Source organism: Streptomyces sp. JNUCC 63 (assembly GCF_054366325.1).
In genome coordinates, this window is record NZ_CM135963.1 from 3,165,385 (window position 1) to 3,187,039 (window position 21,655).

Below are 21,655 nucleotides of genomic sequence, written 5' to 3' on the forward strand. Positions count from 1 at the left end.
GAAAGGTGGTGCCGATTCGGTGGTGCCTGCTCCGGGGTCGCGGTGGCCGGGCTTCCACGCGCGCCGTCCTACGCGCCTTGCTCCCCGTCGCGTTCCCGGTCCGTTCCCTCGTTCACATAGACGCGGGGGACGCGCGTTCCGATGCGCGTGACGATCTCGTACGCGATGGTGCCGGCGGCCTGGGCCCAGTCCTCGGCGGTGGGCTCGCCGCGGTCGCCGGGTCCGAAGAGCACGGCCTCGGAGCCGATCTCGGGCTCGTCGCCGCCCAGGTCGACCACGAACTGGTCCATGGCGACCCGGCCCGCGACCGTGCGCCACTTGCCGCCGATCAGGACCGGCCCGGAGCCGGAGGCGTGGCGCGGGATGCCGTCCGCGTAGCCGACGGGCACGAGTCCGAGGGTGGTCTCGCCGGGGGTGACGTAGTGGTGCCCGTAGCTGACGCCGTGCCCCCCGGGTACGTGCTTGACCAGGGCCAGTGAGGCGGACAGGGTCATGGCGGGGCGCAGCCCGAAGTCGGCCGGGGTGCCGATCTCGGCGCTGGGCGAGACTCCGTAGAGGGCGATTCCGGCGCGTACGAGGTCGAAGTGGGTCTCGGGCAGGGTGAGCGCGGCGGGCGAGTTGGCGATGTGCCGCACCTCGGGGCGCACGCCCCGCTGTTCGGCGTGGGCGACCATCTCGCGGAAGCGGTCGAGCTGGGCGGCGATGGAGGGGTGCCCGGGCTCGTCGGCGCAGGCGAAGTGGGACCACAGCCCGGTGACGCGGACCAGCCCCTCGGCCTCGGCGCGCAGGGCCTCGGCGACGAGGCCGGGCCAGTCGGCGGGCTGGCAGCCGCTGCGTCCGAGGCCGGTGTCGGCCTTCAACTGCACGCGTGCCGGGCGGCCGGCGCGGCGAGCGGCCTCCCGGACCTCCGCCAGCGCCCACATCCCGCTCACGGACACGTCGAGGTCGGCCTCGACGGCCTCCCGCCAGGGCCCGCCGGGCGTCCACAGCCAGCACATGATCCGCACCCGCTCGGGCGACAGCCCGGCCGCCCGCAGGGCGAAGGCCTCCTCCGGCGTGGCGGTGCCGAGCCAGGTCGCCCCGGCGGCGACGGCCGCACGGGCGCACGGAACGGCGCCGTGACCGTACGCGTCGGACTTCACCACGGCCATGAGGGCCGCGCCGGACACCCGGTCGCGAAGTGCCCGCGCATTGGCCCGCACCGCGGCCAGATCGATCTCGGCGCGGGCGCGCAGCGGTGCCGTCCGCGGATGTGCTGTCTCGTTCATCGCGCCCCAGTGTCTCAGAGGGGCCCCACGGCCCTTCCGCACCGGGGCGCGTAGCGGACGCGCTGCCTGTCCGGAACAGGGAGGTTCAGTCGCGCACGTCCCGCCACGCCTCCGGGATGGCCTCCGCCACGTCGTGGGCGCCGATCGGGGCGCCGTGGGCGGCGAAGCGGCCGGCGAGGCCGTGCAGGTAGGCGGCCACGCTGCCGGCGTCGCTGGCGGCCAGGCCGGCCGCCAGCAGGGAGCCGGCCAGGCCCGACAGGACGTCACCGCTGCCGGCCGTGGCGAGCCACGGGGTGCCGGTCGGGTTGACGCGTACGGGGCCGCCGTCCGGGTCGGCGACGAGGGTGGTCGAGCCCTTGAGGAGGACGGTCGCCCGGTAGCGGGCGGCGAGTTCGCGCACGGAGGACAGCCGTGCGCCCTCGACCTGCTCGCGGGCCACGCCGAGCAGGGCGGCGGCCTCTCCGGCGTGCGGGGTCATCAGGGTGGGGGCGGTACGGGCCCGTACGGCGTCGCGGTCGGCGAGGCGCAGGCCGTCCGCGTCGATCAGTACGGGTACGTCCGTGTCCAGCACCTCCGCGACGGTCGCCGCGTCGTCCCCGGCGCCCGGTCCCACCACCCACGCCTGCACGCGCCCCGCCTTGTGCGGCCCCTGGTCGGAGACCAGCGTCTCCGGGAAGCGGGCGATCACGGCCTGCCCGGCCGGACCGACGTACCGCACCGCGCCCGCCCCGCCGCGCAGCGCGCCCGACACGGCCAGCACGGCCGCGCCCGGGTAGCGGGCCGAGCCCGCGGCGATGCCGACGACGCCGCGCCGGTACTTGTCGCTCTCGGAGGCCGGCAGCGGCAGCAGACCGGCCACGTCGGCGTGCTGCAGCGCCTCCAACTCGGGCTCGGCGGGCAGTTCGGGACCCAGACCGATGTCGACGAGCCGGACCGTGCCGGCGTAGTCGCGCGCCGGGTCGATGAGCAACCCCGGCTTGTGCGTGCCGAAGGTGACGGTCAGGTCGGCGCGTACGGCGGCGCCCAGCACCTCGCCGGAGTCCGCCTCGACCCCGCTCGGCAGGTCCACGGCGACCACGGCCGCCCGCGAGCGCGCCGCACGCTCGGCCGGCGGCGCGGCGTCGGCACGCAGACCGCCCTTGCCGCCGATGCCGACGATGCCGTCGACGACCAGGTCGGCCCGGTCGATCGCGGCCTCCGCTGCGCCGCCCGCCCGGACTGCGCTCCCGCCCGCCCGGCGCAGCGCGGCGAGGCCGCCGGGGTGTGTACGGTCGGGCGCCAGCAGCACGGCGACCACCCCGGCCCCACGCCGCGCCAGCCGCGCCCCGGCGTACAGCGCGTCACCCCCGTTGTCCCCGCTGCCGACCAGCAGCACCACCCGCCGCCCGTACACCCGCCCGAGCAAGTCCGCGCACGCGGCGGCGAGTCCGGCCGCCGCCCGCTGCATCAGCGCCCCCTCGGGAAGCCGCGCCATGAGCGCACGTTCCGCCGACCTGACCGTCTCCACGCTGTACCCGGTACGCATGCGGTCGAGTCTGCCCCGAACGACGGCGGAACCGCACCCGGACTCGCGGCCGCAGTGCGGGGCCCGGCGCTATCCCTCGGCCACCACGACTGCCGACGCCACCCCCGCGTCATGGCTCAAGGACACGTGCCAGGACCGGACCCCGAGCTCCGCCGCCCGCGCCGCCACGGTCCCCGTCACCCTCAGCCGAGGCCGCCCGCTGTCCTCGACGTACACCTCGGCGTCCGTCCAGAGCAGTCCGGCCGGCGCACCGAGGGCCTTGGCGAGCGCCTCCTTCGCGGCGAACCGCACGGCGAGCGAGGCCATACCCCGCCGCTCCCCGCTGGGCAGCAGCAACTCGCTCTCCAGGAAAAGCCGTTGTGCCAGGCTGGGCGTCCGCTCCAGCGACGCCGCGAACCGATCGATCTCGGCCACGTCGATACCGACCCCGATGATGCTCATGCCGAGCACCCTACGGGCCGCACCTCACCTGCCGCCGTCCTCACGAAGGGTGTGTGCCACCAGGGCGTTGGCATGCCCGTGCCCCAGGCCGTGCTCGGCCTTGAGCCAGTTCACCAGCTCCATGTGCCTGGTCAGGGGCGAGGAGCGGATGAGGTCCTGCCACTCGGCGATCGGCCGGCCGTACTTCTCCTCGATGGAGGGGAAATAGCTGGCGGGACCCTTGGCTGTCGCGGTCATGGTGGATGCGGTTCCTTCCCGTGTCGCACGTCGTTGCTTGTACGACCGGGGTGGAACGGGAAACTCATCGATCAGACAGCGGCGAGTTCGCACCACACGACTTTCCCCCGGTTGCCCTCTCTGGCGAGCGGCTGCCACCCCCACAGGTCGGCGCAGGCCTTGACCAGCGCCAGTCCGCGCCCCTCCTCCGACTCGCCCACACGCTCCAACGGAACCGGCGGCTCCGGGGGCGCGGGGTCGGCGTCCCACGCGCCGATCCGCAGCACGCCGGCGGCCCACCGTACGCGCAGGGCGGCGGGCCCCTTGGTGTGACGTACGGCGTTGGAGACCAGCTCGGTCGCGAGGAGTTCGGCGGTGTCGACGAGGCGGATCAGACCGTGCATGGTGAGGATCAGACGGAGGGTACGGCGGCTCACGGTGACGGCGCGGGGGTCGTTGGGGATGTACAGGCAGTACTCCCAGGGTTCGCCTTCGTTTTCGGGCATGGCTGAACTCCGTTCGGTCGATGAGGTGTTGTGGCTCAACGGGCGGTGGCATTGCCGCAGCCGTCATGGCAGGACGGAGCGGTGCGCTTCCGGCACCCCGGGATTCCACAGTGTGTGCGTCGCGTCACCGACGGTAGACCTACATGTTTAAGTCTTGCAAGCCGATCGCGTAGTCTGATCCCCGAAAGAGTCGCGTCCACAGGCACGTTGGAAGGAGCACACGATGGCGTTGAGGCGCGACCCAACGGCACGTCAGTTGCGGTTGGCAGTCGAGCTGCGCAGACTCCGCGATGCGGCGGGGCTCACAGCCCGCGAGGCAGCGACGTTGCTCGGGGTGAGCCCTGCGCAGATCAGCCAAATCGAGGCTGCTCTCGCGGGCGTGAGTGAGAAGCGGCTGCGCCGCCTTGCGGCTCACTACGCCTGCACGGACGAGGAATTGATCGACGCCCTGGTCGCAATGGCGACCGACCGCACGCGTGGCTGGTGGGAGGAATACCGAGGATCGCTTCCTACACCGTTCCTCGACCTTGCCGAGCTGGAGCACCATGCCACGTTCCTGCGGGAGCTCCAGTTTCTGTACATCCCCGGCCCTCTGCAGACGGAGGACTACGCCCGCGCCATCTTCTCCGACAGAGTTCCCGAACTCCCGAATGAAGAGCTTGAGTTGCGTGTCCGACACCGAATGCAACGCAAGGTGATCCTGCAAGGCCCCGCTCCTACACCGTACGAAGCGGTCATCCACGAGGCTGCGCTTCGGCTCAGGGTCAGTGACCGAACAGCCTCACGAGCTCAACTCACCCATATCCTCGAGGTGTCCGAAGCAGATCACGTCACCGTACGCGTCATCCCCTTCGATCTGGACGGCTTCGGCGGGTCCTGGACGGCCATGATGCTGGCAGGCGGCGCCGTGCCCAAGCTGGACACAGCCGTTGGCGACGCACCCCACGCCGCGACGTTCATCGATTCCGAAGCCCAACTGAGCGTGTTTCGAACACTTTTCCATAGAGTGGAAGCTGTGACACTCGGTCCCGACCGGTCGCGCGACCTGATCCACAAGCTGGCCAAGGAGCTGTGAGACCCCCATGGACGCCCTCGACAACTGGCAGAAGTCGTCTTACTCCGGCGCCGGCGACGGCAACTCCTGCGTCGAGATCGCCAACCGCGGCACCCGCATAGCCGTCCGCGATTCGAAGACCCCGGCCAGGGCCACCCTCACCTTCCCGGCCGGAGCCTTCACCACCTTCCTCGAAGCCCTGAAGGTCCACTCCGCCACGAGGCCGGCATGACTACCCCCGCCCACTGGCGGAAGTCCTCCTACTCCGGCCCCGGCGACGGCAACGACTGCGTGGAGATCGCCGACTCCCCAACCCGCATAGCCGTCCGCAACTCGAAAGCCCCGGCCAGGGCCACCCTCACCTTCCCGGCCGGGGCCTTCGTCACGTTCGTCGATGCGGTGAAGGGTCACTCCACCGTCACGGACTTCGCCAGGTTCCGCGGCTGATCCACCTCGTTGCCGCGCGCCGTCGCCAGCTCGCAGGCGAAGACCTGGAGCGGCACCGTGGCGACCAGGGGCTGGAGCAGCGTCGGGGTGGCCGGGATGCGGATGAGGTGGTCGGCGTACGGGGCGACCGCCTCGTCGCCCTCCTCCGCGATCACGATCGTGCGCGCGCCCCTCGCGCGGATCTCCTGGATGTTGGAGACGATCTTGTCGTGGAGGGTGGACCGCCCGCGCGGCGACGGCACCACCACGACCACCGGCAGGTCCTCCTCGATCAACGCGATCGGACCGTGCTTCAGCTCGCCCGCCGCGAAGCCCTCGGCGTGCATGTACGCCAACTCCTTGAGCTTCAGGGCGCCTTCGAGGGCGACCGGATAGCCGACGTGCCGCCCCAGGAACAGCACCGTGTTCTTGTCGGCCAGCGAGCGCGCCAGTTCCCGTACCGGCTCCATCGTCTCCAGGACGCGCTCCACCGCACCGGCGATCCGTGACAGGTCACGGATCACCGCCTGGATCTCGTCGCCCCACTTGGTGCCCCGCACCTGTCCCAGGTACAGCGCCACCAGGTAGCACGCGACCAACTGCGTCAGGAACGCCTTCGTCGACGCGACCGCGACCTCCGGGCCGGCGTGGGTGTAGAGGACCGCGTCGGACTCGCGCGGGATGGTGGAGCCGTTGGTGTTGCAGATGGCCAGCACCTTGGAGCCCTGCTCGCGGGCGTGGCGCAGCGCCATCAGCGTGTCCATCGTCTCGCCCGACTGGGAGATGGCGATGACGAGGGTCTGCGCGTCCAGGATCGGGTCCCGGTAGCGGAACTCGCTCGCCAGTTCCACCTCGCACGGGATCCGCGTCCAGTGCTCGATGGCGTACTTGGCGATCAGGCCCGCGTGGAAGGCCGTACCGCAGGCGACGATGACGACCTTGTCCATCTCGCGGAGTTCCGAGGCGCTGATCCGCACCTCGTCCAGCGTCAGGTTGCCGGCCCCGTCGATGCGGCCCAGCAGCGTGTCGGCGACCGCCTTGGGCTGCTCGGCGATCTCCTTGAGCATGAAGTAGTCGTAGCCGCCCTTCTCGGCGGCGGCGGCGTCCCAGTCGACGTTGTAGGACCGCACGTCGGCGGGCCGGCCGTCGAACCCGGTGACCGTCACCCCGTCCCGCCGCAGCTCCACGACCTGGTCCTGCCCCAGCTCGATCGCCGAGCGCGTGTGGGCGATGAACGCGGCGACGTCGGAGGCGAGGAAGGCCTCGCCCTCGCCGACGCCCACGACCAGCGGGGAGTTGCGGCGGGCGCCCACGACGACGTCGGGCTCGTCGGCGTGCACGGCGACCAGCGTGAACGCGCCCTCCAGGCGCCGGCACACCAGCCGCATGGCCTCCGCGAGGTCGGCGCAGGAGGAGAACTCCTCGGCGAGCAGGTGCGCGACGACCTCGGTGTCGGTCTCGGAGGACAGCTCGTGCCCCCGCTCCTCCAACTCGGCCCGCAGCGCGGCGAAGTTCTCGATGATGCCGTTGTGGACGACGGCGACCCGCCCGGCGTTGTCGAGGTGCGGGTGGGCGTTGGCGTCCGTGGGCCCGCCGTGGGTGGCCCACCGGGTGTGGCCGATGCCCGTGGAACCGGTCGGCAGCGGCCGCTCCACGAGTTCCTTCTCCAGGTTGACCAGCTTCCCGGCCCGCTTCGCCGCCGCCAGCCCGCCGTCGGCGAGCACGGCGACGCCGGCCGAGTCGTAGCCCCGGTACTCCAGCCGCTTCAGCCCGGCCATCACGACCTCGAGCGCCGATTGCGGCCCCACGTATCCCACGATTCCGCACATGGGCGGCAGCCTACGGGCCGACGCCCGGCGAAAGTGGCGACTTCGTGCCCGAAACCGGAAATTCCCACCGGGACAGGGGCCGCCCCGGCGGGACTGCGGATCACTTCAGCTTGGCGAGCTGGGCGTCGACGATCTCCGTGGGGAAGTCGAAGTCCTTGCCGCTGGCGGCCGAGGCGAGGTTGAAGGCGGGGAAGTAGGCCAGGGTGGCGCCCTTGCGGACGACGACGCCCTTGACCGGGGCCTTGACGCCCTCGGCGTCCATCGTCGTGGTCACGGCCAGTGCCTCGTCGGCGCCCTGCGGCGCGTCGGCGGTGGCGACCTTGACGATCTTGACCTTGTCGCTGCCCACGGTGTAGGAGAAGCCGCCGGCGCACTTGGTCGCGGCCGTGTTCAGGTCCTTCATCGCCTGCTCGGCGCCGCCGTCCTCGTAGGAGGCCAGCGTGACCACGGCCTTCGCCCGGTCCAGGGCGGCCAGCATGGCGTCCTCGGGCTTCGCGCCGGCCTTGGGCTTCTGCGCGTCGCCCAGCCAGGACCGCTTCAGGGTGGCCGACGGCTTGCCGACGTAGCTGCCGGCCTGGAGGTACGCGAGCGGGGCGCACGCCGCGTCGTCCGTCTTCACCTTGTCCTGCGCGACGTCGTCCGCCGCCGGAACCTTGGTGGTGACCTTGCCGCTCTTGACGTCCGCCTGGGTGAGCGCGGCCTTCTCCAGCTCGTCGGCGGTCAGGGCCTTGGCGGGGGCCGCGGAGGGGGTCTTGTCCGCCTGGGCGGTCTTGCCGTCACCGGCCTTGTCCGCGCTGTCGCTGTCGGACGAACCACCGCAGGCGGTGGCGAGCAGGGCCAGAGCGGCAGCGGACGCGGCAAGGGCCGTACGACGGACCAGGAGGGATCTCACGAGGGCACTCTTTTCTCTTCCGACCGGCGGAACATCTCCGCATCGGCTCCGGCGCAGCCTACGCACGGCGGCCGCATAAACGATCATGGACTCTTCATCCGGTACCCGAACGTGACGCCGACGTGATCTCCCCTCCCCACGTGACACAGCCCACCCTGCGCCCCGTTCAAACTCCGTTAACAATGGACTGTGATCTCTCCGGTCTCCCCGATGCCCCGGAGCGCCCACCGGTCCCGGCCGGAGGCGACTCCCTACGTCGACCTCACCCGCGCCGAGTGGAGCGCGCTGCGCGCCAAGACGCCGCTGCCGCTGTCCGCCGAGGAGGTCGAGCGGTTGCGCGGTCTGGGTGACGTCATCGACCTCGACGAGGTGCGGGACATCTACCTTCCGCTGTCGCGGCTGCTCAACCTCTACATCGGCGCCACGGACAAGCTGCGCGGCGCGCTGAACACGTTCCTCGGCGAGCAGGGGTCCCAGTCCGGTACGCCCTTCGTCATAGGGGTGGCGGGGTCGGTCGCCGTCGGGAAGTCGACCGTGGCCCGGCTGCTGCAGGCGCTGCTGTCCCGCTGGCCGGAGCATCCGCGGGTCGAGCTGGTCACCACCGACGGGTTCCTGCTGCCGACACGGGAGCTTCAGGCGCGGGGCCTGATGTCGCGCAAAGGCTTCCCGGAGTCGTACGACCGCAGGGCCCTGACCCGGTTCGTCGCCGACATCAAGGCCGGCAAGGACGAGGTGACCGCCCCCGTCTACTCCCACCTCATCTACGACATCGTCCCCGGCGAGAAGCTGACCGTACGGCGCCCCGACATCCTCGTCGTCGAGGGGCTGAACGTCCTGCAGCCCGCCCTGCCCGGCAAGGACGGCCGCACCCGGGTCGGGCTCGCCGACTACTTCGACTTCAGCGTGTACGTCGACGCGCGCACCGAGGACATCGAGCGGTGGTACCTGAACCGGTTCCGCCAGCTGCGCCGGACGGCCTTCCAGGACCCGTCCTCGTACTTCCGCAGGTACACGCAGGTGTCCGAGGAGGAGGCCCTCGACTACGCCCGCACCATGTGGCGGACCATCAACAAGCCGAACCTCGTGGAGAACATCGCGCCCACCCGCGGCCGGGCCACCCTCGTCGTGCGCAAGGGTCCGGACCACAAGGTGCAGCGCCTCAGCCTGCGCAAGCTCTGAGCACCGGTCCCCGTCCGGCCACCTGCCACCTGCCACCTGCCACCTGCCACCTGCGCCACGGTCGCCGCCGCCCGGTCCCCGCACGGCTACGCATGCCGTCATGCTGCACCTGCGCCTGATCACGCCGGCCGGGAAGACGGACGACGTGGTCCGGCTGATCGAGGGGACGATCGGCACCGCGCACCCGTGCGTGCTCCCGGGCGCCGCGCGCGATCCCGCCGGGGACGTCGTGCTGTGCGACGTGGCCCGGGAGGCGGGCGACGAACTCCTCGGGCGGCCACCGTGTCCGGTCCGCGATCGACACCCCGTCAGTTATCGGCCAACTTCGACGGATGCCCGACCACTTCCGCCCTCACCTGAACACCAGAACTTCACAAGCGTCCCTTGCGGTGTGAAGAATCAGTGAACCAGGACGGCTACCGACCAGTAGTAAAGATCCCGCCAACCGTCTCCGGCGGAGGGAACCTGCCTCCCTTCCCCGCGCCTGGGCTTCTGTCTAGTGTTACGCCCCGCGCAGCCGGACCCGACCAGTCCGTCCTCACGCACATCCATCAGCGACCGGGGGAACAGCGCCGCCACGGGGGGACGCGTCGCATGCCACACCATCCGCCATCCGTGCATCTCGTACCGGACGCCTTTCGCCGTTCCTGACGCCGCGGGAGCCGAGGGCCTCACGCCCCTCTCGCACTCACCGGCGCAATCCCGGTCGTTTCCCTCCTCATGAAACCCCATGAAAAGGAGATGCACCCTTGCGTTCCAGACCGCCGTGGCCCGTCGGGCACGGACCACGTCGACTCGGGCTCCTCGCCCGCATCCTTCCCGTCTCCCTCGGTCTCGCGATCGTCGCGGGCCTCACCGCTCATCCACAGGCGCTCGGCCGGGTCACCGCGGACGACGCCGTTCCCACGGGTGGCTCCCACGACTGGTACGAGGTCACGGCCGCCGAGCAACTGCGGCAGGACCAGTGCCTGATGACCGACGTACTGCGGCTGGGCGGACCGTCCATGGTGCAGACGGCACAGGCCGGCCTCAACCAGCCCCCGGACAGGCTGCGTGAGCTGGCCGACCGCGAGTACTGGCAGGGCACGCCCCTCGCCACCGCGTACACCAAGGACCGGGACGCGGCGAGCAAGGAGCTGGACGCCCTCCACGCCCTCAGGGACAACTGGAAGAAGCCCCTCGACGGGCTGACGACCCCGGCCGGCTTCACCGAGACCGAGTTCCACTGGCCGCCCGGCAGCAACGACGGCAAGCAGGACTTCTACGAACAGACGGGCCTGACCCGGTGGGCCGCCGACCGGTTCTGGAAGGACGAGGACGACTTCTACGCCGACCCCACCCCGCTGGCCGACGCGCAGACGGCCGAGGCCGTCAAGAAGCTGGGCGCTCCGCTGTACGGACCGGACCCGGACCCCACCCTGCCCTCGGACGAGTGGAACCGCGCGCTCGCCGAACGGGACGCCTTCGGGTACCTGACCGACTGGTCGCTGGAACCCATGGGCGCCGACAACGCCCGCATCTTCCTCGCCTCCGGCGGTTTCCCGCGCACGGCACCGCAGCCGGGCACGGCGGAGTTCCGCATCGCGGTCGAGGACCTGAAGACCCGGTTCGCCGCGTGCGCGTGGCGCGACCCCATGGATCCCGCCAAGGCACTGGGCATCGTCTCCGCCACCGCGGCCGACGAGTGGCAGCAGGAGATCGCCTCCCAGGCCACGCAGCGCAACACGATCCTGAACGCGAACACCGACGCGACGAAGGCCCTCGCCTCCGGTGCCAAGGCGCTCGGTGACCTGCTGGGCCACTCGTGGACCGCCGACCACCTCGCGCGCTGGCAGGACTACTGGTCCCCCGGTGGGGTCGGCGCCATCGGCGACAAGCCGACTGTGATCGAGGTCACGGCCGCGAAGGGCAAGTGCCTCGACGTCGAGGGGACGAAGAAGGACAACGGCACTCCGGTCCAGGTCAACACCTGCAACGGTTCCGCCACGCAGAAGTGGGAGGTCTACGGCGACAGCAAGGGCCTGCACCTGCGCAACACCCACTCCTTGAAGTGCCTGGACGTGTCGGGCACCAACCCGGCGAACGGCACGAAGATCCAGATCTGGACGTGCAGCAGCTCCCCGGCACAGACGTGGGAGTACGACGTGCGCGCGACCACGAGCCTGAAGAACGTGGGCACGGGCAAGTGCCTGGACCTGCCGAAGTACGACAACAGCCAGAACGCGCGGCTGTGGACGTGCACCGGCGCCGACCCGCAGAAATTCACCGTCAAGCCGTCCGGCAGCAACGGCACGGTCCCGCCGAAGGCGCAGTTCGACAAGGCGAAGACGGGCATCACGAACGCCCAGGCTGCGGCGAAGAAGCAGCTCGGTGTACTCAAGGCGCAGGCGGCGGCGGCGAAGACCGCCGCCGCCACCAGTGACACCGCCGAGCAGGCCGCCCACGCCGTCGCGGACCAGCGCGGTGCGCCGCGTGGCCGCGGCCTTCTGGTCGGTCAGCAGAAGGCGCAGGTCACCAAGGGCGCCGCGGCGGCGCTGGACGCGATGGTGAAGGCCGGCGAGACCGCCGAGGCCGCCACCCGCGCGTCCGCCGGCGACAGCGCGACCATCATGCAGCGGGCGCTGGCCCAGGCGGCACAGGCGAAGGCGGAGTTCCGCAAGGAGGCCGCACGCGTCGCCGAGCTACAGGCGAAGGCCGCCTCGGACGCGGCGAAGATCCACCGGGACAACGCCAAGAAGGACAAGGAGACCGCGGAGGCCAAGCTCGCCGAGGCGGTGAAGGCCGAGGGCGAGGCCAAGGCGGCCGCCGCCGAGGCCCACGCCAAGCGCCTGTCCGCCGAGGCCGAGGAGAAGACGGCCAAGGCGGAGAAGGAGAAGGCCGCCGCCAAGAAGGCCGAGGCGGCCGAGCACCGGAGGACCGCCGAGGCCCAGGCGACGAAGGCCAAGGACGCCAAGAACAAGGCCGAGGCGGCCGAGGGCACGGCGGTCGACAAGAGGGACGCCGCGGTCAGGGCCCGGGACAAGGCCCGTGACCTGCGCGACGACGCCTGGGACGCCGAGCAGAAGGCCGACGCCGCACGCGCCAAGGCCGACGCGAAGGAGGCGTACGCCCAGGCCCACGAGTCCGACAGCAACGCCCAGGAGGCGAGGGCCGCGGCCGACGAGGCCGCCCGGCACGCCGGCGACGCCGAAACCGCCGCGACGAAGGCCCGTGCCGCGGCCGACGCGGCGACGAAGGCGGCCGCCGACGCGGACGCCGCGGCGACCCGCGCCGAGGCCGCCGCCAAGCGCGCCCGTGCCGACGCGGACGCCGCGCAGGCGGCGAAGTTGAGGGCCGACGCCGCGGTGAAGACCGCGACCAGTGCCGCGGCGGACGCCATCCAGGCCGCGAAGCACGCCGCGTCCGAGGCGAAGACGGCCGTCAAACTGGCCGACGAGGCGGAGAAGCAGGCCAAGACCGCCAAGGCCCACGCGGACGAGGCGGCCAAGGAGGCCGGCAAGGCGCTGGCGGCCTCGGCGAAGGCCGCCGGGTTCGCCTACGTCACCGCGCAGGCGGCGGCCGACGCGCACGCCGCCGCCGCTCAGGTCGCCAAGCCGGCCAACGACGCCATCCAGATCGGCTCGCCGTACGTCGACACCGACTCGGCGGCCTCCCTGGTCGTGCTGACCGGGCAGGCGTCGAAGTCGATCGCCGAGCAGCAGAAGGCCGTCGCCGACGCGCACGCCAAGAACGCGCAGGCGGAGGCCGCCGCCGCGAAGTCCCTCGCCGACCAGGCGCAGGGCGACGCGAAGCAGGCGTACGTCCACGCCGCGAACGCCGCCGCACACGCGGCGACCGCGCGCGGCTACGCCAAGGAGGCCCTCGGCTACGCTGCCGACGCCGCCCTCGCCGCGTCCAAGGCCGCCGCCTCACTGGCCCGCACGGTCGAGTACGGCCGCCAGGCCGCCGAGGACGCGGCAGCCGCCGACCGGGCGGCGGGTCGCGCCGAGAGCCACGCCAAGGACGCCCGCGACTCCGCCGACGACGCGGCCCTCGAAGCGGATGCCGCCCGCAGGGCCGCCTCGGAGGCCGAGGAGGCAGCCAGGGACGCCCGAGCGGCGGCCGACCGCGCGGACGCCGCCGCCACCGAGGCGGAGGAGGCCGCGAAGGACGCCCAGAAGTACGCGGACGAGGCCCAGGCCGCCGCGGAGTCCGCCGAACGCAAGAAGGCCAACCAGCAGGTCTCCTCGGGCGCCGGCACCGGTGTCGACAGCACCTTCTACGTCGTCGACAAGGTCGCCGAGGCGGGACCGGCCAAGCAGCTCAACGACTGCGTCTACACGCTCCAGGGCTGCACGGTCACCTACGAGCTGCGCCTCGACATCACGGTCAGCTACTACTACTGCCTCAACCCCGACGTCCCCGCCACCGAGAGCGGCTGCCCGAAGCAGGACACGCTGTACCTCGGCACGGAGACGCTGAAGAACCAGACCAACAACTGGACCCACCACTTCACCTTCGAGGAGATCACCAGGATCGGCTGGCAGAACCTCTTCGGGGAGAAGGCCGGCGCGGTTCTGTACGAGTTGGTCCTGGGTGATGCCTTCCGGTGCTACCACGGCGACAAGTCCAGCTGTGCCTGGGCCGCCACCATCCTCGTACCGACGTCGGTCGCCACCAAGCTCGCCGAGGCCGCCAAGCTCGCCGTGCGGGTCGAGAAGGCCGTCAAGACCGGTGAGAACGCCGCGGAGGTGCTCAAGGACCTGAAGAAGATCTACGGGGAGAAGGGCGCCGCCCAGGTCGGTGACGCCACGAGTGCGGCGGGCATGGGGCTGCGCGTCGCGGTCGGTGTGGCAGAACGGGCCAAGATCCACCGTGGCACCCTCGACCCGAAGCTGCTGGACAGACTCAAGGACGCCGGCGCGAAGATCAACAGGGCGGACACGATCTGGGTGATCGAGTACGCCAAACCCGGTTTGCCCATCGCCTGGCTCGAGAAGGGCAATGTCAACGCGGGCCTGACCCACATCCTCTTCCGTCACGCGGGAGAATTCGCGGACGCGGGAGTCCGGGTGGACGACATCCCCGCCCTCGTGAAGACCGCCCTGACCGAAGGCACCAGGGTCGGCACCCAGGGAGCCGGGAGACCGGTCTTCGAGGTCGCCTTCCAGGGTAAGACCCAGCGCTTGGCCATCAGCGTGGGCGACAACGGATACGTGATCGGAGCGAACATCGCATGACCCTCGAAGAACCGCGGCACGTGCTGGTGCACGCCCGGGGCGAGCCGTCCCCGCTGTACGAACCGCGGGACGCCGGTGCCCACGACGACCTCGGCGCCTTCACCCGTGAGGTCCTGCTGGACGACGACCGGCTGGGCCTGCCCGGGGACCTGGCCGACGCGCTGCGCTCCTGGTCCCTGTCCCGTCCTGCCGGGGGCTTCGCCTCCCGACAGGACCAGCGCAAGCACGCCCGGCAGGGCCTGGCGATCGCCCAGCGGCTGGCCCGGCACCTTGGGCCGTCGTGGGTGGTGCGCTACCGGGACGAGCGTCACCGGACGGCGACCTGGGTGTGCTGGGGCTGTGACCGCCTGCACTGGGAACGCGACGACCACAGCGCACCGCCGCACCCCGTCCACATCACGGTCGAGGGCGAGTACAAGTTCGGTCCGCTCCGCTCGGACGGCTTCGGAGACTTCTTCCCCGACGACCCCGCTGCGGCCCTGGACCTGTCCGACGAGCTCGTCTCCGCGCTCCGCGTATGGGCGGACGAGATCGACACCACCTTGAACCTGGACCTGCGGGACCGGGAGGAGGGGAAGTACGACGCCGAGTGGCAGCGGCTGTTCCACCGGGGGACGGAGCTGGCGAAGCAGGTCGCACACGAGCTCGGCCCCGCCCGGACGGTGACCTACAAGGGCTTGGCCCACGGAGGCCTGGCTGCCATGACGTCGGTCACCTGGCAAGGGGATCAGCAGGTCTAGTCAAGGACTGAACCCGGCCGGTGGGGCGGGGAGGGGCCCGTCTCCCCGCTCTCGCCGGCCGGTGGGGCGGGGAGACGGGACGTGGCCCGGGCCTGTCTCCTCCCCCGCTCGAAACAGCGGGGGAGGAGACAGGCCCGGGCCACACATCCAAAAACTCCCGCGGCGCCTACCCCAGCGCCGACTTCACCACGTCCGCCAGCCGGCCCGCCACCGAGCGGGCCTGGTCGATGTCCGCGGCCTCCACCATCACCCGCACCAGCGGTTCCGTGCCCGAGGGGCGGAGCAGGACGCGCCCGGTCTCCCCCAGTTCCCGCTCGGCCTCGGTGACGGCCGTCGCGAGTTCGGCGGAGGTCTTCACCCGGGACTTGTCGACGTCCGGCACGTTGACGAGCACCTGCGGCAGCCGCTCCATCACCGACGCCAGCTCCCGCAGCGGACGCCCGGTCCCGGCGACCCGTGCCGCGAGCAGCAGGCCGGTCAGCGTGCCGTCGCCCGTCGTGGCGTGGTCGAGGACGATGACGTGGCCGGACTGCTCGCCGCCGAGGGCGTAGCCCTTCTCCTTCATCTGCTCCAGCACGTACCGGTCGCCGACCGCGGTCTGCACCAGCCGGATGCCCTCGCGCTCCATGGCGAGCTTGAAGCCCAGGTTGGACATCACGGTCGCGACGACGGTGTCGGAGCGCAGTGCGGAACGCTCCCGCATCGCCAGCGCGAGCACGGCGAGGATCTGGTCCCCGTCGACCTCCTCGCCGGTGTGGTCCACGGCCAGGCACCGGTCGGCGTCGCCGTCGTGCGCGATACCGAGGTCGGCCCCGTGCTCGACGACGGCGGCCTTCAGACGGTCCAGGTGGGTCGAGCCGCAGCCGTCGTTGATGTTGAGCCCGTCGGGTTCGGCGCCGATGGTGACGACCTCGGCCCCGGCCCGCGTGAACGCCTCCGGCGATACTTTGGCGGCGGCGCCGTGCGCCTCGTCGAGGACGATCCGCAGGCCGTCCAGCCGGTTCGGGAGGACGCCGACGAGGTGGGCGACGTACTGGTCGAACCCTTCCCCGTGGTCCCGCACCCGGCCGACGCCGGCACCGGTCGGGCGGTTCCAGGGGGCGCCGGTGCGGTGCTCCTCGTACACGGACTCGATCCGGTCCTCCAGCTCGTCGGCGAGCTTGTGGCCGCCGCGGGCGAAGAACTTGATGCCGTTGTCCGGCATGGCGTTGTGGCTGGCGGAGAGCATCACGCCGAGGTCGGCACCGAGCGCGCCGGTGAGGTACGCCACCGCCGGCGTCGGCAGGACGCCGACCCGCAGGACGTCCACGCCCGCGCTCGCCAGACCCGCGACCACGGCGGCCTCCAGGAACTCCCCGGACGCACGCGGGTCCCGCCCGACCACCGCGGTCGGCCTGTGGCCCTCGAAGGTGCCCGCCTCGGCCAGCACGTGCGCCGCGGCGACGGAGAGGCCGAGCGCCAGCTCGGCGGTCAGGTCCGCGTTGGCGACGCCACGCACGCCGTCCGTGCCGAAGAGTCGTCCCACTTGTCCTCCTGGAGAAGCATCGTTTCGAAGAGGTGCTGGATTATGACACTCGACGCCCCGGGCATCCGATCGCACCAGCCTTTGAACGGCTTGTGCCGTTATACGCCCAAGCTCTGCGATAAACGAACGCCCCGGAGGCACAGTGGCGTGCCGCCGGGGCGTTCGGAGTACGTGCAGGGGCGCCGCTGGGATCAGCGCTTGCTGTACTGCGGAGCCTTGCGGGCCTTCTTCAGACCGGCCTTCTTGCGCTCGACCGCACGGTCGTCGCGGCGGAGGAAGCCGGCCTTCTTCAGCGGACCGCGGTTGTTGTCGACGTCGGCCTCGTTCAGCGCACGGGCGACACCGAGGCGGAGGGCACCGGCCTGGCCGGAGACACCGCCACCGGCGATGCGGGCGATGATGTCGTAGCGGCCCTCGAGCTCCAGCACCTTGAAGGGCTCGTTGACCTCCTGCTGGTGCACCTTGTTCGGGAAGTAGTCCTCGAGGGTGCGACCGTTGATCTTCCACTTGCCGGAGCCCGGAACGATCCGGACGCGGGCGATGGCGTTCTTGCGGCGGCCCAGGCCGGCAGCCGGCTGCGGCTCGCCGAAGCGGGAGGCCAGGGACTCCGAGGTGTACTCGCCCTCGACGGGGACCTCGGACTCGGTGGTGTAGCTGTCGATGTCAAGCTCTTCGAGCGGCTGCTCTGCAGTGGTCTCGGCCACGATTCTCCTCAGATTCTCTTCGGTCTTAGGGGGTGGCCGGACTTACTGCGCGACCTGGGTGATCTCGAACGGCACCGGCTGCTGCGCGGCGTGCGGGTGCTGGTCACCCTTGTAGACCTTCAGCTTCGAGAGCATCTGACGGCCCAGGGAGTTCTTGGGGAGCATGCCCTTGACGGCCTTCTCGACGGCCTTCTCCGGGTTCTTCTCGAGCAGCTCGTCGTAGCGGACGGAGCGCAGACCGCCCGGGTAGCCGGAGTGGCGGTACGCCATCTTCTGGGTCCGCTTGTTGCCGGAGAGGTGCACCTTGTCGGCGTTGATGATGATGACGAAGTCACCAGCGTCGACGTGCGGCGCGTAGATCGGCTTGTGCTTGCCCCGCAGAAGGGTGGCGGCGGTGGACGCCAGGCGGCCCAGGACGACGTCCTGGGCGTCAATGACATGCCACTGGCGCGTGATGTCGCCGGGCTTGGGGCTGTACGTACGCACGGTTCGTAGCCTTCGCTTCTTCAGTGAGTGGTCCTGACAAGGTCACCGAAGACGATCACGACAGCCTTGGCCGCACCACGGTGACGCAAACCGCGTGCTGGTCGCTGGTCATCGGCCCGGTGGACCGGTGTAAGGGCCCGTCCCGTGAGAATGAGCAAGCCAATACACAACGAAATCGCAGGATACCCGCGGCGCCCTACGGGGGTCAAAACGGGGGCGCCGGTGCGGATCCTGCGTGTTCCACACCCAGTGTACGGCGCCCGCCCGGCTGCCGCCCCGCACCGACCCACGACATCTCGGCCGGGCCGAAACGGGGGGCCGCTTTGTACCGGCCTGTGCCGAAGGCCCGTCGCAGGCCCTCAGCAGGCGCACCAGCACCCCCCAACCCCCGTCTAAGATGCGCCCCATGAGTTATGGGCAGGGGGGCTCGCAGTCCCAGTGGGATCCCTGGAAACCGAATTCTCAGCAGCCGTGGAACAGCGGCAGCGACGGCCGGACTCCGGACTGGGCCGCGCTCGCCGAGGCCTCGGAGACGCGGCACAAGAGGCGCCGGGTGCTGTTCATCGGCGGTGGCGTGCTGGCCATCGCCGGGGTCGCCACGGCCGTCGCCATGGGCATGGTGTCGGCCGACAGCGACAACAACGCCTCGGGTCGGACGGCCTCCCGGCTGCCCACCGCCCTGCCGAGCGAGTCCGCCACGGCGCCCTCCTTCGCCCCCACCAGCGCCCCGCCCCCGCTGGACCCGAAGGAATTCATATCCAGCGCGCAGAAGGACACGGCCCCGCTCAGCGCCGACACGCTCTTCCCCGGCACCCAGCTGACCATGGGCGAGAGCGTGTACAAGAAGGGCCCGACGGACGACGCCAAGAACTGCGTCACCGCCGCCCAGGGCACGCTCCCCAAGGCCCTCACCGACAACGGCTGCACCCGCCTGCTGCGCGTCACCTACAGCCAGGACGGCATCGCGGTGACCGTCGGCATCGCCGTCTTCGGCACCGAGGCGCAGGCGGCCAAGGCCAGGGGCGAGACCGACAAGAAGAGCATCGTCAAGCCGCTTCCCGGCGGCGGTGTCAAGGCCTTCTGCAACGGCGCGGTCTGCCGCTCCACGACCAACTCCCTGGGCCGCTACGCCTACTTCACCCTCACCGGCTTCACCGACGGCAAGAGCGTCACGGCCAAGGACACCAAGGTCTTCCGGGCCGGCGACGACCTCGCCCAGTTCGCGTTCCAGCAGATCCGCCGCCGCGGCGAGGCCCAGGCGTCGGCGGCGGCCGGCCAGTAAGCCGTCACCCTCCCCGCCCCTCCCCCGCCGGCGCGGGTCTGCCCAGCGCCCTGAACTGCCAGCCCGCCGCCGTCCAGCGGTCCTCGTCGAGCACGCCCCGGCCGTCCACGATCCGTGGACGGCACACCAGTGACACGGCCCGCTCCGGGTCGAGCGCCCTGAACTGCGGCCACTCGGTCAGGTGCAGCACGAGCTCGGCCCCGCGCAGCGCCTCCTCGACCGACATCGCATACCCCAGAAGCGGAAACGCCTTGCGCGCGTTGTCCATCGCCGCGGGGTCGTAGACCGTCACGTCCGCCCCGTCCAGATCGAGCCGCGCGGCCACGTTCAGCGCGGGCGAGTCCCGGACGTCGTCCGAGTCCGGCTTGAACGCCGCACCCAGGACCGCCACCCGCGCCCCGAGGACCGTACCCCCGCACAGCTGCCGGGCCAGCTCGACCACCCGGTCCCGGCGCCGCATGTTGATCGCGTCCACCGCGCGCAGAAGCCCCAGATCGACGCCCAGCTCGGCGGCGCGGTGCGCGAAGGCCCGGATGTCCTTGGGAAGACAGCCCCCGCCGAACCCGACCCCGGCCCGCAGGAACTTCTGGCCGATCCGCTCGTCGTGCCCCAGTGCCTCGGAGAGCTTGCCCACATCGCCGCCCGCGGCCTCGCACACCTCCGCCATCGCGTTGATGAAGGAGATCTTCGTGGCGAGAAAGGAGTTCGCGGCCGTCTTGACCAGCTCCGCGGTGGCGAAGTCGGTCACGACCAGCGGTGTGCCGGCGGCGAGAACAGGGGCGTAGACCGACCGCAGCAGCCGCTCCGCACGCGCCGTGCGCACCCCGAACACCAGCCGGTCCGGCCGCAGCGTGTCCTCGGCGGCGAAGCCCTCCCGCAGGAACTCCGGGTTCCACGCGATCTCGGCCCGGTGCCTGCCGGCGAGCCGGGCCGCCGTGCCGACCGGCACGGTCGACTTGCCCACCTGCAACGCGCCCTTGCGCGCATGCCGGGCGATCCCGTCGAACGCCGACTCCACATACGTCAGGTCGGCGCCGTCACAGTCCGTCCGCTGCGGGGTGCCCACGCACACGAAGTGCACCTGGCCGAAGGCCCCGGCCTCCTCGTACGACGTGGTGAACCGCAGCCGCCCGCTCGCCGTGTGCCGGGCGACCATCCCGGCCAGGTGCGGCTCGTGGAACGGCACCCGGCCCGCGCAGCGCGGCGACCTTGCCGGCGTCGGCGTCGACCCCGACCACCTCGTGCCCCAGCTCCGCCATGCAGGCGGCATGCGCGGCACCGAGATAGCCGGTGCCGATGACGGTGAGCCGCATGGGTCCGCCCTTCCCGCCGTACGACAGCAAGTAAGCAGAGCGAGTTCCCGCCGGGCCGGATCCGTACCGTCACGTACGGTAACCCGAGCCCCCTCGGCCCCCTCAGCAGCAGACCGCTCCCGGCAGCGACCGCTTGTTGCGCGCCTCCCGGCTCCGCGCGGCCAGCAGCTCGTCGGCCGGGTAACCGACCTCCTCCAGGGTCAGCCCGTGCGGCCGTACGACGTGCACGGCGGAGTCCCGTACCCCCGCGGCCAGGACCTTCCCGGGCCAGTCGGGCGCGCGATGCCCGTCCCCCACGAACAGCAGCGCGCCGATGAGCGAGCGCACCATGTTGTGACAGAACGCGTCGGCCCGGACGGTGGCGGTGATGATCCCGTCGTCCCCGCGTCGAAGGCTCAGCTCCTGGAGCGTACGGATCGTGGTCGCGCCCTCGCGCTTCTTGCAGTACGCGGCGAAGTCGTGCTCGCCCAGAAGCCGCTGCGCGGCCTCGTTCATGGCGTCGACGTCGAGCGGCCAGTCGTGCCACAGCACATGCCCCCGCAGCAGCGGGTCGACGCCGCCGGGGTTGTCGGTGACGCGGTAGGCGTAGCGGCGCCAGACGGCGGAGAAGCGGGCGTTGAAGCCACTGGGCGCGGGGCGCAGGGCCCAGACGCGCACGTCCCGGGGCAGCCGCCCGGCGAGCCGCTTCAGCAGCTTCTCGTGGTGCTCGCGCCACACCTGCTCGGGCAGATCCACGTGGGCCACCTGACCCCGCGCGTGCACCCCGGCGTCGGTGCGCCCTGCCACGGTCAGCTCGTACGTCTCCGTCGACCGCGTGACCGTACGCAGCGCGTCCTCGATCTCCCCCTGCACGGTCCGCCGGCCGCCGGCCTGCTTGGCCCAGCCGTGGAAGTCGGTGCCGTCGTACGACAGGTCGAGACGGACGCGGACGTAACCGGGCTGTGCTTCGTCACTCACGTACAGATCCTCTCAGGCGCGCGTACACGCGCGTACACGAAAGCGGGTCCGCCCCGCAGGGGGCGGACCCGCTCAAGCACGAGGGCGTACCGC

The 21,655-nt window shown here is 71.5% G+C and carries 18 protein-coding genes and 2 pseudogenes; 8 read left to right on the forward strand and 12 right to left on the reverse strand.

What is annotated here, in order from left to right:
* Window positions 1-68: 68 nt before the first annotated feature.
* The 5 genes from alr to ACX25U_RS14290 form a co-directional block, all read right to left on the reverse strand.
* Window positions 69-1,268 (reverse strand): alanine racemase, encoded by a 1,200-nt coding sequence (gene alr, locus ACX25U_RS14270; protein ID WP_454392150.1) that lies wholly within the window; start codon window positions 1,266-1,268, stop codon window positions 69-71.
* 85 nt (window positions 1,269-1,353) lie between these two features.
* The gene (locus ACX25U_RS14275) at window positions 1,354-2,793 is read right to left on the reverse strand and encodes an NAD(P)H-hydrate dehydratase (RefSeq protein ID WP_454392152.1); all 1,440 of its coding nucleotides are present in this window, start codon (window positions 2,791-2,793) and stop codon (window positions 1,354-1,356) included.
* A gap of 69 nt (window positions 2,794-2,862) precedes the next feature.
* Window positions 2,863-3,234: a holo-ACP synthase gene (locus ACX25U_RS14280; protein WP_454392154.1), complete on the reverse strand. Its 372-nt coding sequence runs from the start codon at window positions 3,232-3,234 to the stop codon at window positions 2,863-2,865.
* A gap of 24 nt (window positions 3,235-3,258) precedes the next feature.
* Window positions 3,259-3,471, reverse strand: a complete 213-nt coding sequence (locus ACX25U_RS14285) for a DUF4287 domain-containing protein (protein ID WP_454392156.1) — start codon at window positions 3,469-3,471, stop codon at window positions 3,259-3,261.
* Window positions 3,472-3,542: 71 nt separating this feature from the next.
* Window positions 3,543-3,956, reverse strand: a complete 414-nt coding sequence (locus ACX25U_RS14290) for an ATP-binding protein (protein WP_454392158.1) — start codon at window positions 3,954-3,956, stop codon at window positions 3,543-3,545.
* Window positions 3,957-4,179: 223 nt separating this feature from the next.
* On the opposite strand from ACX25U_RS14290, the gene ACX25U_RS14295 reads away from it, so the two are divergent.
* From ACX25U_RS14295 to ACX25U_RS14305, 3 genes are read left to right on the forward strand one after another with little or no spacing between them, the layout of a single operon-like run.
* Window positions 4,180-5,031 (forward strand): helix-turn-helix domain-containing protein, encoded by an 852-nt coding sequence (locus ACX25U_RS14295; RefSeq protein ID WP_454392160.1) that lies wholly within the window; start codon window positions 4,180-4,182, stop codon window positions 5,029-5,031.
* 7 nt (window positions 5,032-5,038) lie between these two features.
* Window positions 5,039-5,242, forward strand: coding sequence for a DUF397 domain-containing protein (locus ACX25U_RS14300; protein WP_454392162.1), 204 nt, complete (start codon window positions 5,039-5,041; stop codon window positions 5,240-5,242).
* Complete coding sequence (locus ACX25U_RS14305; RefSeq protein WP_454392163.1) at window positions 5,239-5,457, forward strand: DUF397 domain-containing protein; 219 nt, start codon at window positions 5,239-5,241, stop codon at window positions 5,455-5,457. The genes ACX25U_RS14300 and ACX25U_RS14305 overlap by 4 nt, the downstream gene beginning before the upstream one ends.
* On the opposite strand, the gene glmS is transcribed toward ACX25U_RS14305, so the two are convergent.
* Window positions 5,418-7,265: a glutamine--fructose-6-phosphate transaminase (isomerizing) gene (gene glmS / locus ACX25U_RS14310; RefSeq protein WP_454392165.1), complete on the reverse strand. Its 1,848-nt coding sequence runs from the start codon at window positions 7,263-7,265 to the stop codon at window positions 5,418-5,420. The two genes, ACX25U_RS14305 and glmS, sit on opposite strands and share 40 nt — an antisense overlap.
* Window positions 7,266-7,365: 100 nt before the next feature.
* Window positions 7,366-8,157: a hypothetical protein gene (locus tag ACX25U_RS14315; protein ID WP_454392167.1), complete on the reverse strand. Its 792-nt coding sequence runs from the start codon at window positions 8,155-8,157 to the stop codon at window positions 7,366-7,368.
* Between the two features lie 210 nt (window positions 8,158-8,367).
* Here ACX25U_RS14315 and coaA point away from each other — a divergent pair, with 210 nt between their 5' ends.
* The 4 genes and pseudogenes from coaA to ACX25U_RS14335 all read left to right on the forward strand — a co-directional run bounded on the left by coaA (window position 8,368) and on the right by ACX25U_RS14335 (window position 15,295).
* Entirely contained in the window at window positions 8,368-9,336 is a 969-nt protein-coding gene (gene coaA, locus ACX25U_RS14320) for a type I pantothenate kinase (protein ID WP_454392169.1), read from the forward strand.
* Between the two features lie 100 nt (window positions 9,337-9,436).
* Window positions 9,437-9,610: pseudogene (locus ACX25U_RS14325) on the forward strand (DUF389 domain-containing protein); the annotation flags it as partial.
* Window positions 9,611-10,307: 697 nt separating this feature from the next.
* Window positions 10,308-14,555: an RICIN domain-containing protein gene (locus ACX25U_RS14330; RefSeq protein WP_454394277.1), complete on the forward strand. Its 4,248-nt coding sequence runs from the start codon at window positions 10,308-10,310 to the stop codon at window positions 14,553-14,555.
* Window positions 14,552-15,295 carry a hypothetical protein gene (locus ACX25U_RS14335; protein ID WP_454392170.1) on the forward strand — a complete coding sequence of 248 codons (744 nt, stop codon included), beginning with the start codon at window positions 14,552-14,554 and terminating at the stop codon, window positions 15,293-15,295. Before ACX25U_RS14330 ends, ACX25U_RS14335 begins: the two co-directional genes overlap by 4 nt.
* A 166-nt stretch (window positions 15,296-15,461) precedes the next feature.
* On the opposite strand, the gene glmM is transcribed toward ACX25U_RS14335, so the two are convergent.
* From glmM to rplM, 3 genes are all read right to left on the reverse strand, one after another.
* A complete protein-coding gene (glmM, locus tag ACX25U_RS14340) occupies window positions 15,462-16,820 on the reverse strand; it encodes a phosphoglucosamine mutase (protein ID WP_454392172.1) in 1,359 nt (452 codons plus the stop codon).
* A 191-nt stretch (window positions 16,821-17,011) separates the two neighbouring features.
* Complete coding sequence (gene rpsI / locus ACX25U_RS14345) at window positions 17,012-17,524, reverse strand: 30S ribosomal protein S9 (RefSeq protein ID WP_454392174.1); 513 nt, start codon at window positions 17,522-17,524, stop codon at window positions 17,012-17,014.
* A 42-nt stretch (window positions 17,525-17,566) separates the two neighbouring features.
* Window positions 17,567-18,010 carry a 50S ribosomal protein L13 gene (gene rplM / locus ACX25U_RS14350; protein ID WP_454392176.1) on the reverse strand — a complete coding sequence of 148 codons (444 nt, stop codon included), beginning with the start codon at window positions 18,008-18,010 and terminating at the stop codon, window positions 17,567-17,569.
* 406 nt (window positions 18,011-18,416) lie between these two features.
* Here rplM and ACX25U_RS14355 point away from each other — a divergent pair, with 406 nt between their 5' ends.
* Entirely contained in the window at window positions 18,417-19,292 is an 876-nt protein-coding gene (locus ACX25U_RS14355; RefSeq protein WP_454392177.1) for a hypothetical protein, read from the forward strand.
* Window positions 19,293-19,296: 4 nt separating this feature from the next.
* Here the strand turns inward: ACX25U_RS14355 and ACX25U_RS14360 are convergent.
* Together ACX25U_RS14360 and truA are read right to left on the reverse strand one after the other, a co-directional pair.
* Window positions 19,297-20,605: pseudogene (locus ACX25U_RS14360) on the reverse strand (UDP-glucose dehydrogenase family protein).
* A gap of 102 nt (window positions 20,606-20,707) precedes the next feature.
* Window positions 20,708-21,562 (reverse strand): tRNA pseudouridine(38-40) synthase TruA, encoded by an 855-nt coding sequence (truA, locus tag ACX25U_RS14365; RefSeq protein WP_454392179.1) that lies wholly within the window; start codon window positions 21,560-21,562, stop codon window positions 20,708-20,710.
* Window positions 21,563-21,655: the final 93 nt, after the last annotated feature.

Coding starts and splice junctions, on each gene's coding strand:
- ACX25U_RS14355 (WP_454392177.1), top strand. CDS start 18,417: ATGAGTTATGGGCAGGGGGGCTCGCAGTCCCAGTGGGATCCCTGGAAA.
- ACX25U_RS14305 (WP_454392163.1), top strand. CDS start 5,239: ATGACTACCCCCGCCCACTGGCGGAAGTCCTCCTACTCCGGCCCCGGC.
- ACX25U_RS14335 (WP_454392170.1), top strand. CDS start 14,552: ATGACCCTCGAAGAACCGCGGCACGTGCTGGTGCACGCCCGGGGCGAG.
- ACX25U_RS14280 (WP_454392154.1), bottom strand. CDS start 3,234: ATGAGCATCATCGGGGTCGGTATCGACGTGGCCGAGATCGATCGGTTC.
- ACX25U_RS14295 (WP_454392160.1), top strand. CDS start 4,180: ATGGCGTTGAGGCGCGACCCAACGGCACGTCAGTTGCGGTTGGCAGTC.
- alr (WP_454392150.1), bottom strand. CDS start 1,268: ATGAACGAGACAGCACATCCGCGGACGGCACCGCTGCGCGCCCGCGCC.
- ACX25U_RS14330 (WP_454394277.1), top strand. CDS start 10,308: ATGACCGACGTACTGCGGCTGGGCGGACCGTCCATGGTGCAGACGGCA.
- glmS (WP_454392165.1), bottom strand. CDS start 7,265: ATGTGCGGAATCGTGGGATACGTGGGGCCGCAATCGGCGCTCGAGGTC.
- ACX25U_RS14290 (WP_454392158.1), bottom strand. CDS start 3,956: ATGCCCGAAAACGAAGGCGAACCCTGGGAGTACTGCCTGTACATCCCC.
- ACX25U_RS14300 (WP_454392162.1), top strand. CDS start 5,039: ATGGACGCCCTCGACAACTGGCAGAAGTCGTCTTACTCCGGCGCCGGC.
- ACX25U_RS14275 (WP_454392152.1), bottom strand. CDS start 2,793: ATGCGTACCGGGTACAGCGTGGAGACGGTCAGGTCGGCGGAACGTGCG.
- ACX25U_RS14285 (WP_454392156.1), bottom strand. CDS start 3,471: ATGACCGCGACAGCCAAGGGTCCCGCCAGCTATTTCCCCTCCATCGAG.
- coaA (WP_454392169.1), top strand. CDS start 8,368: ATGCCCCGGAGCGCCCACCGGTCCCGGCCGGAGGCGACTCCCTACGTC.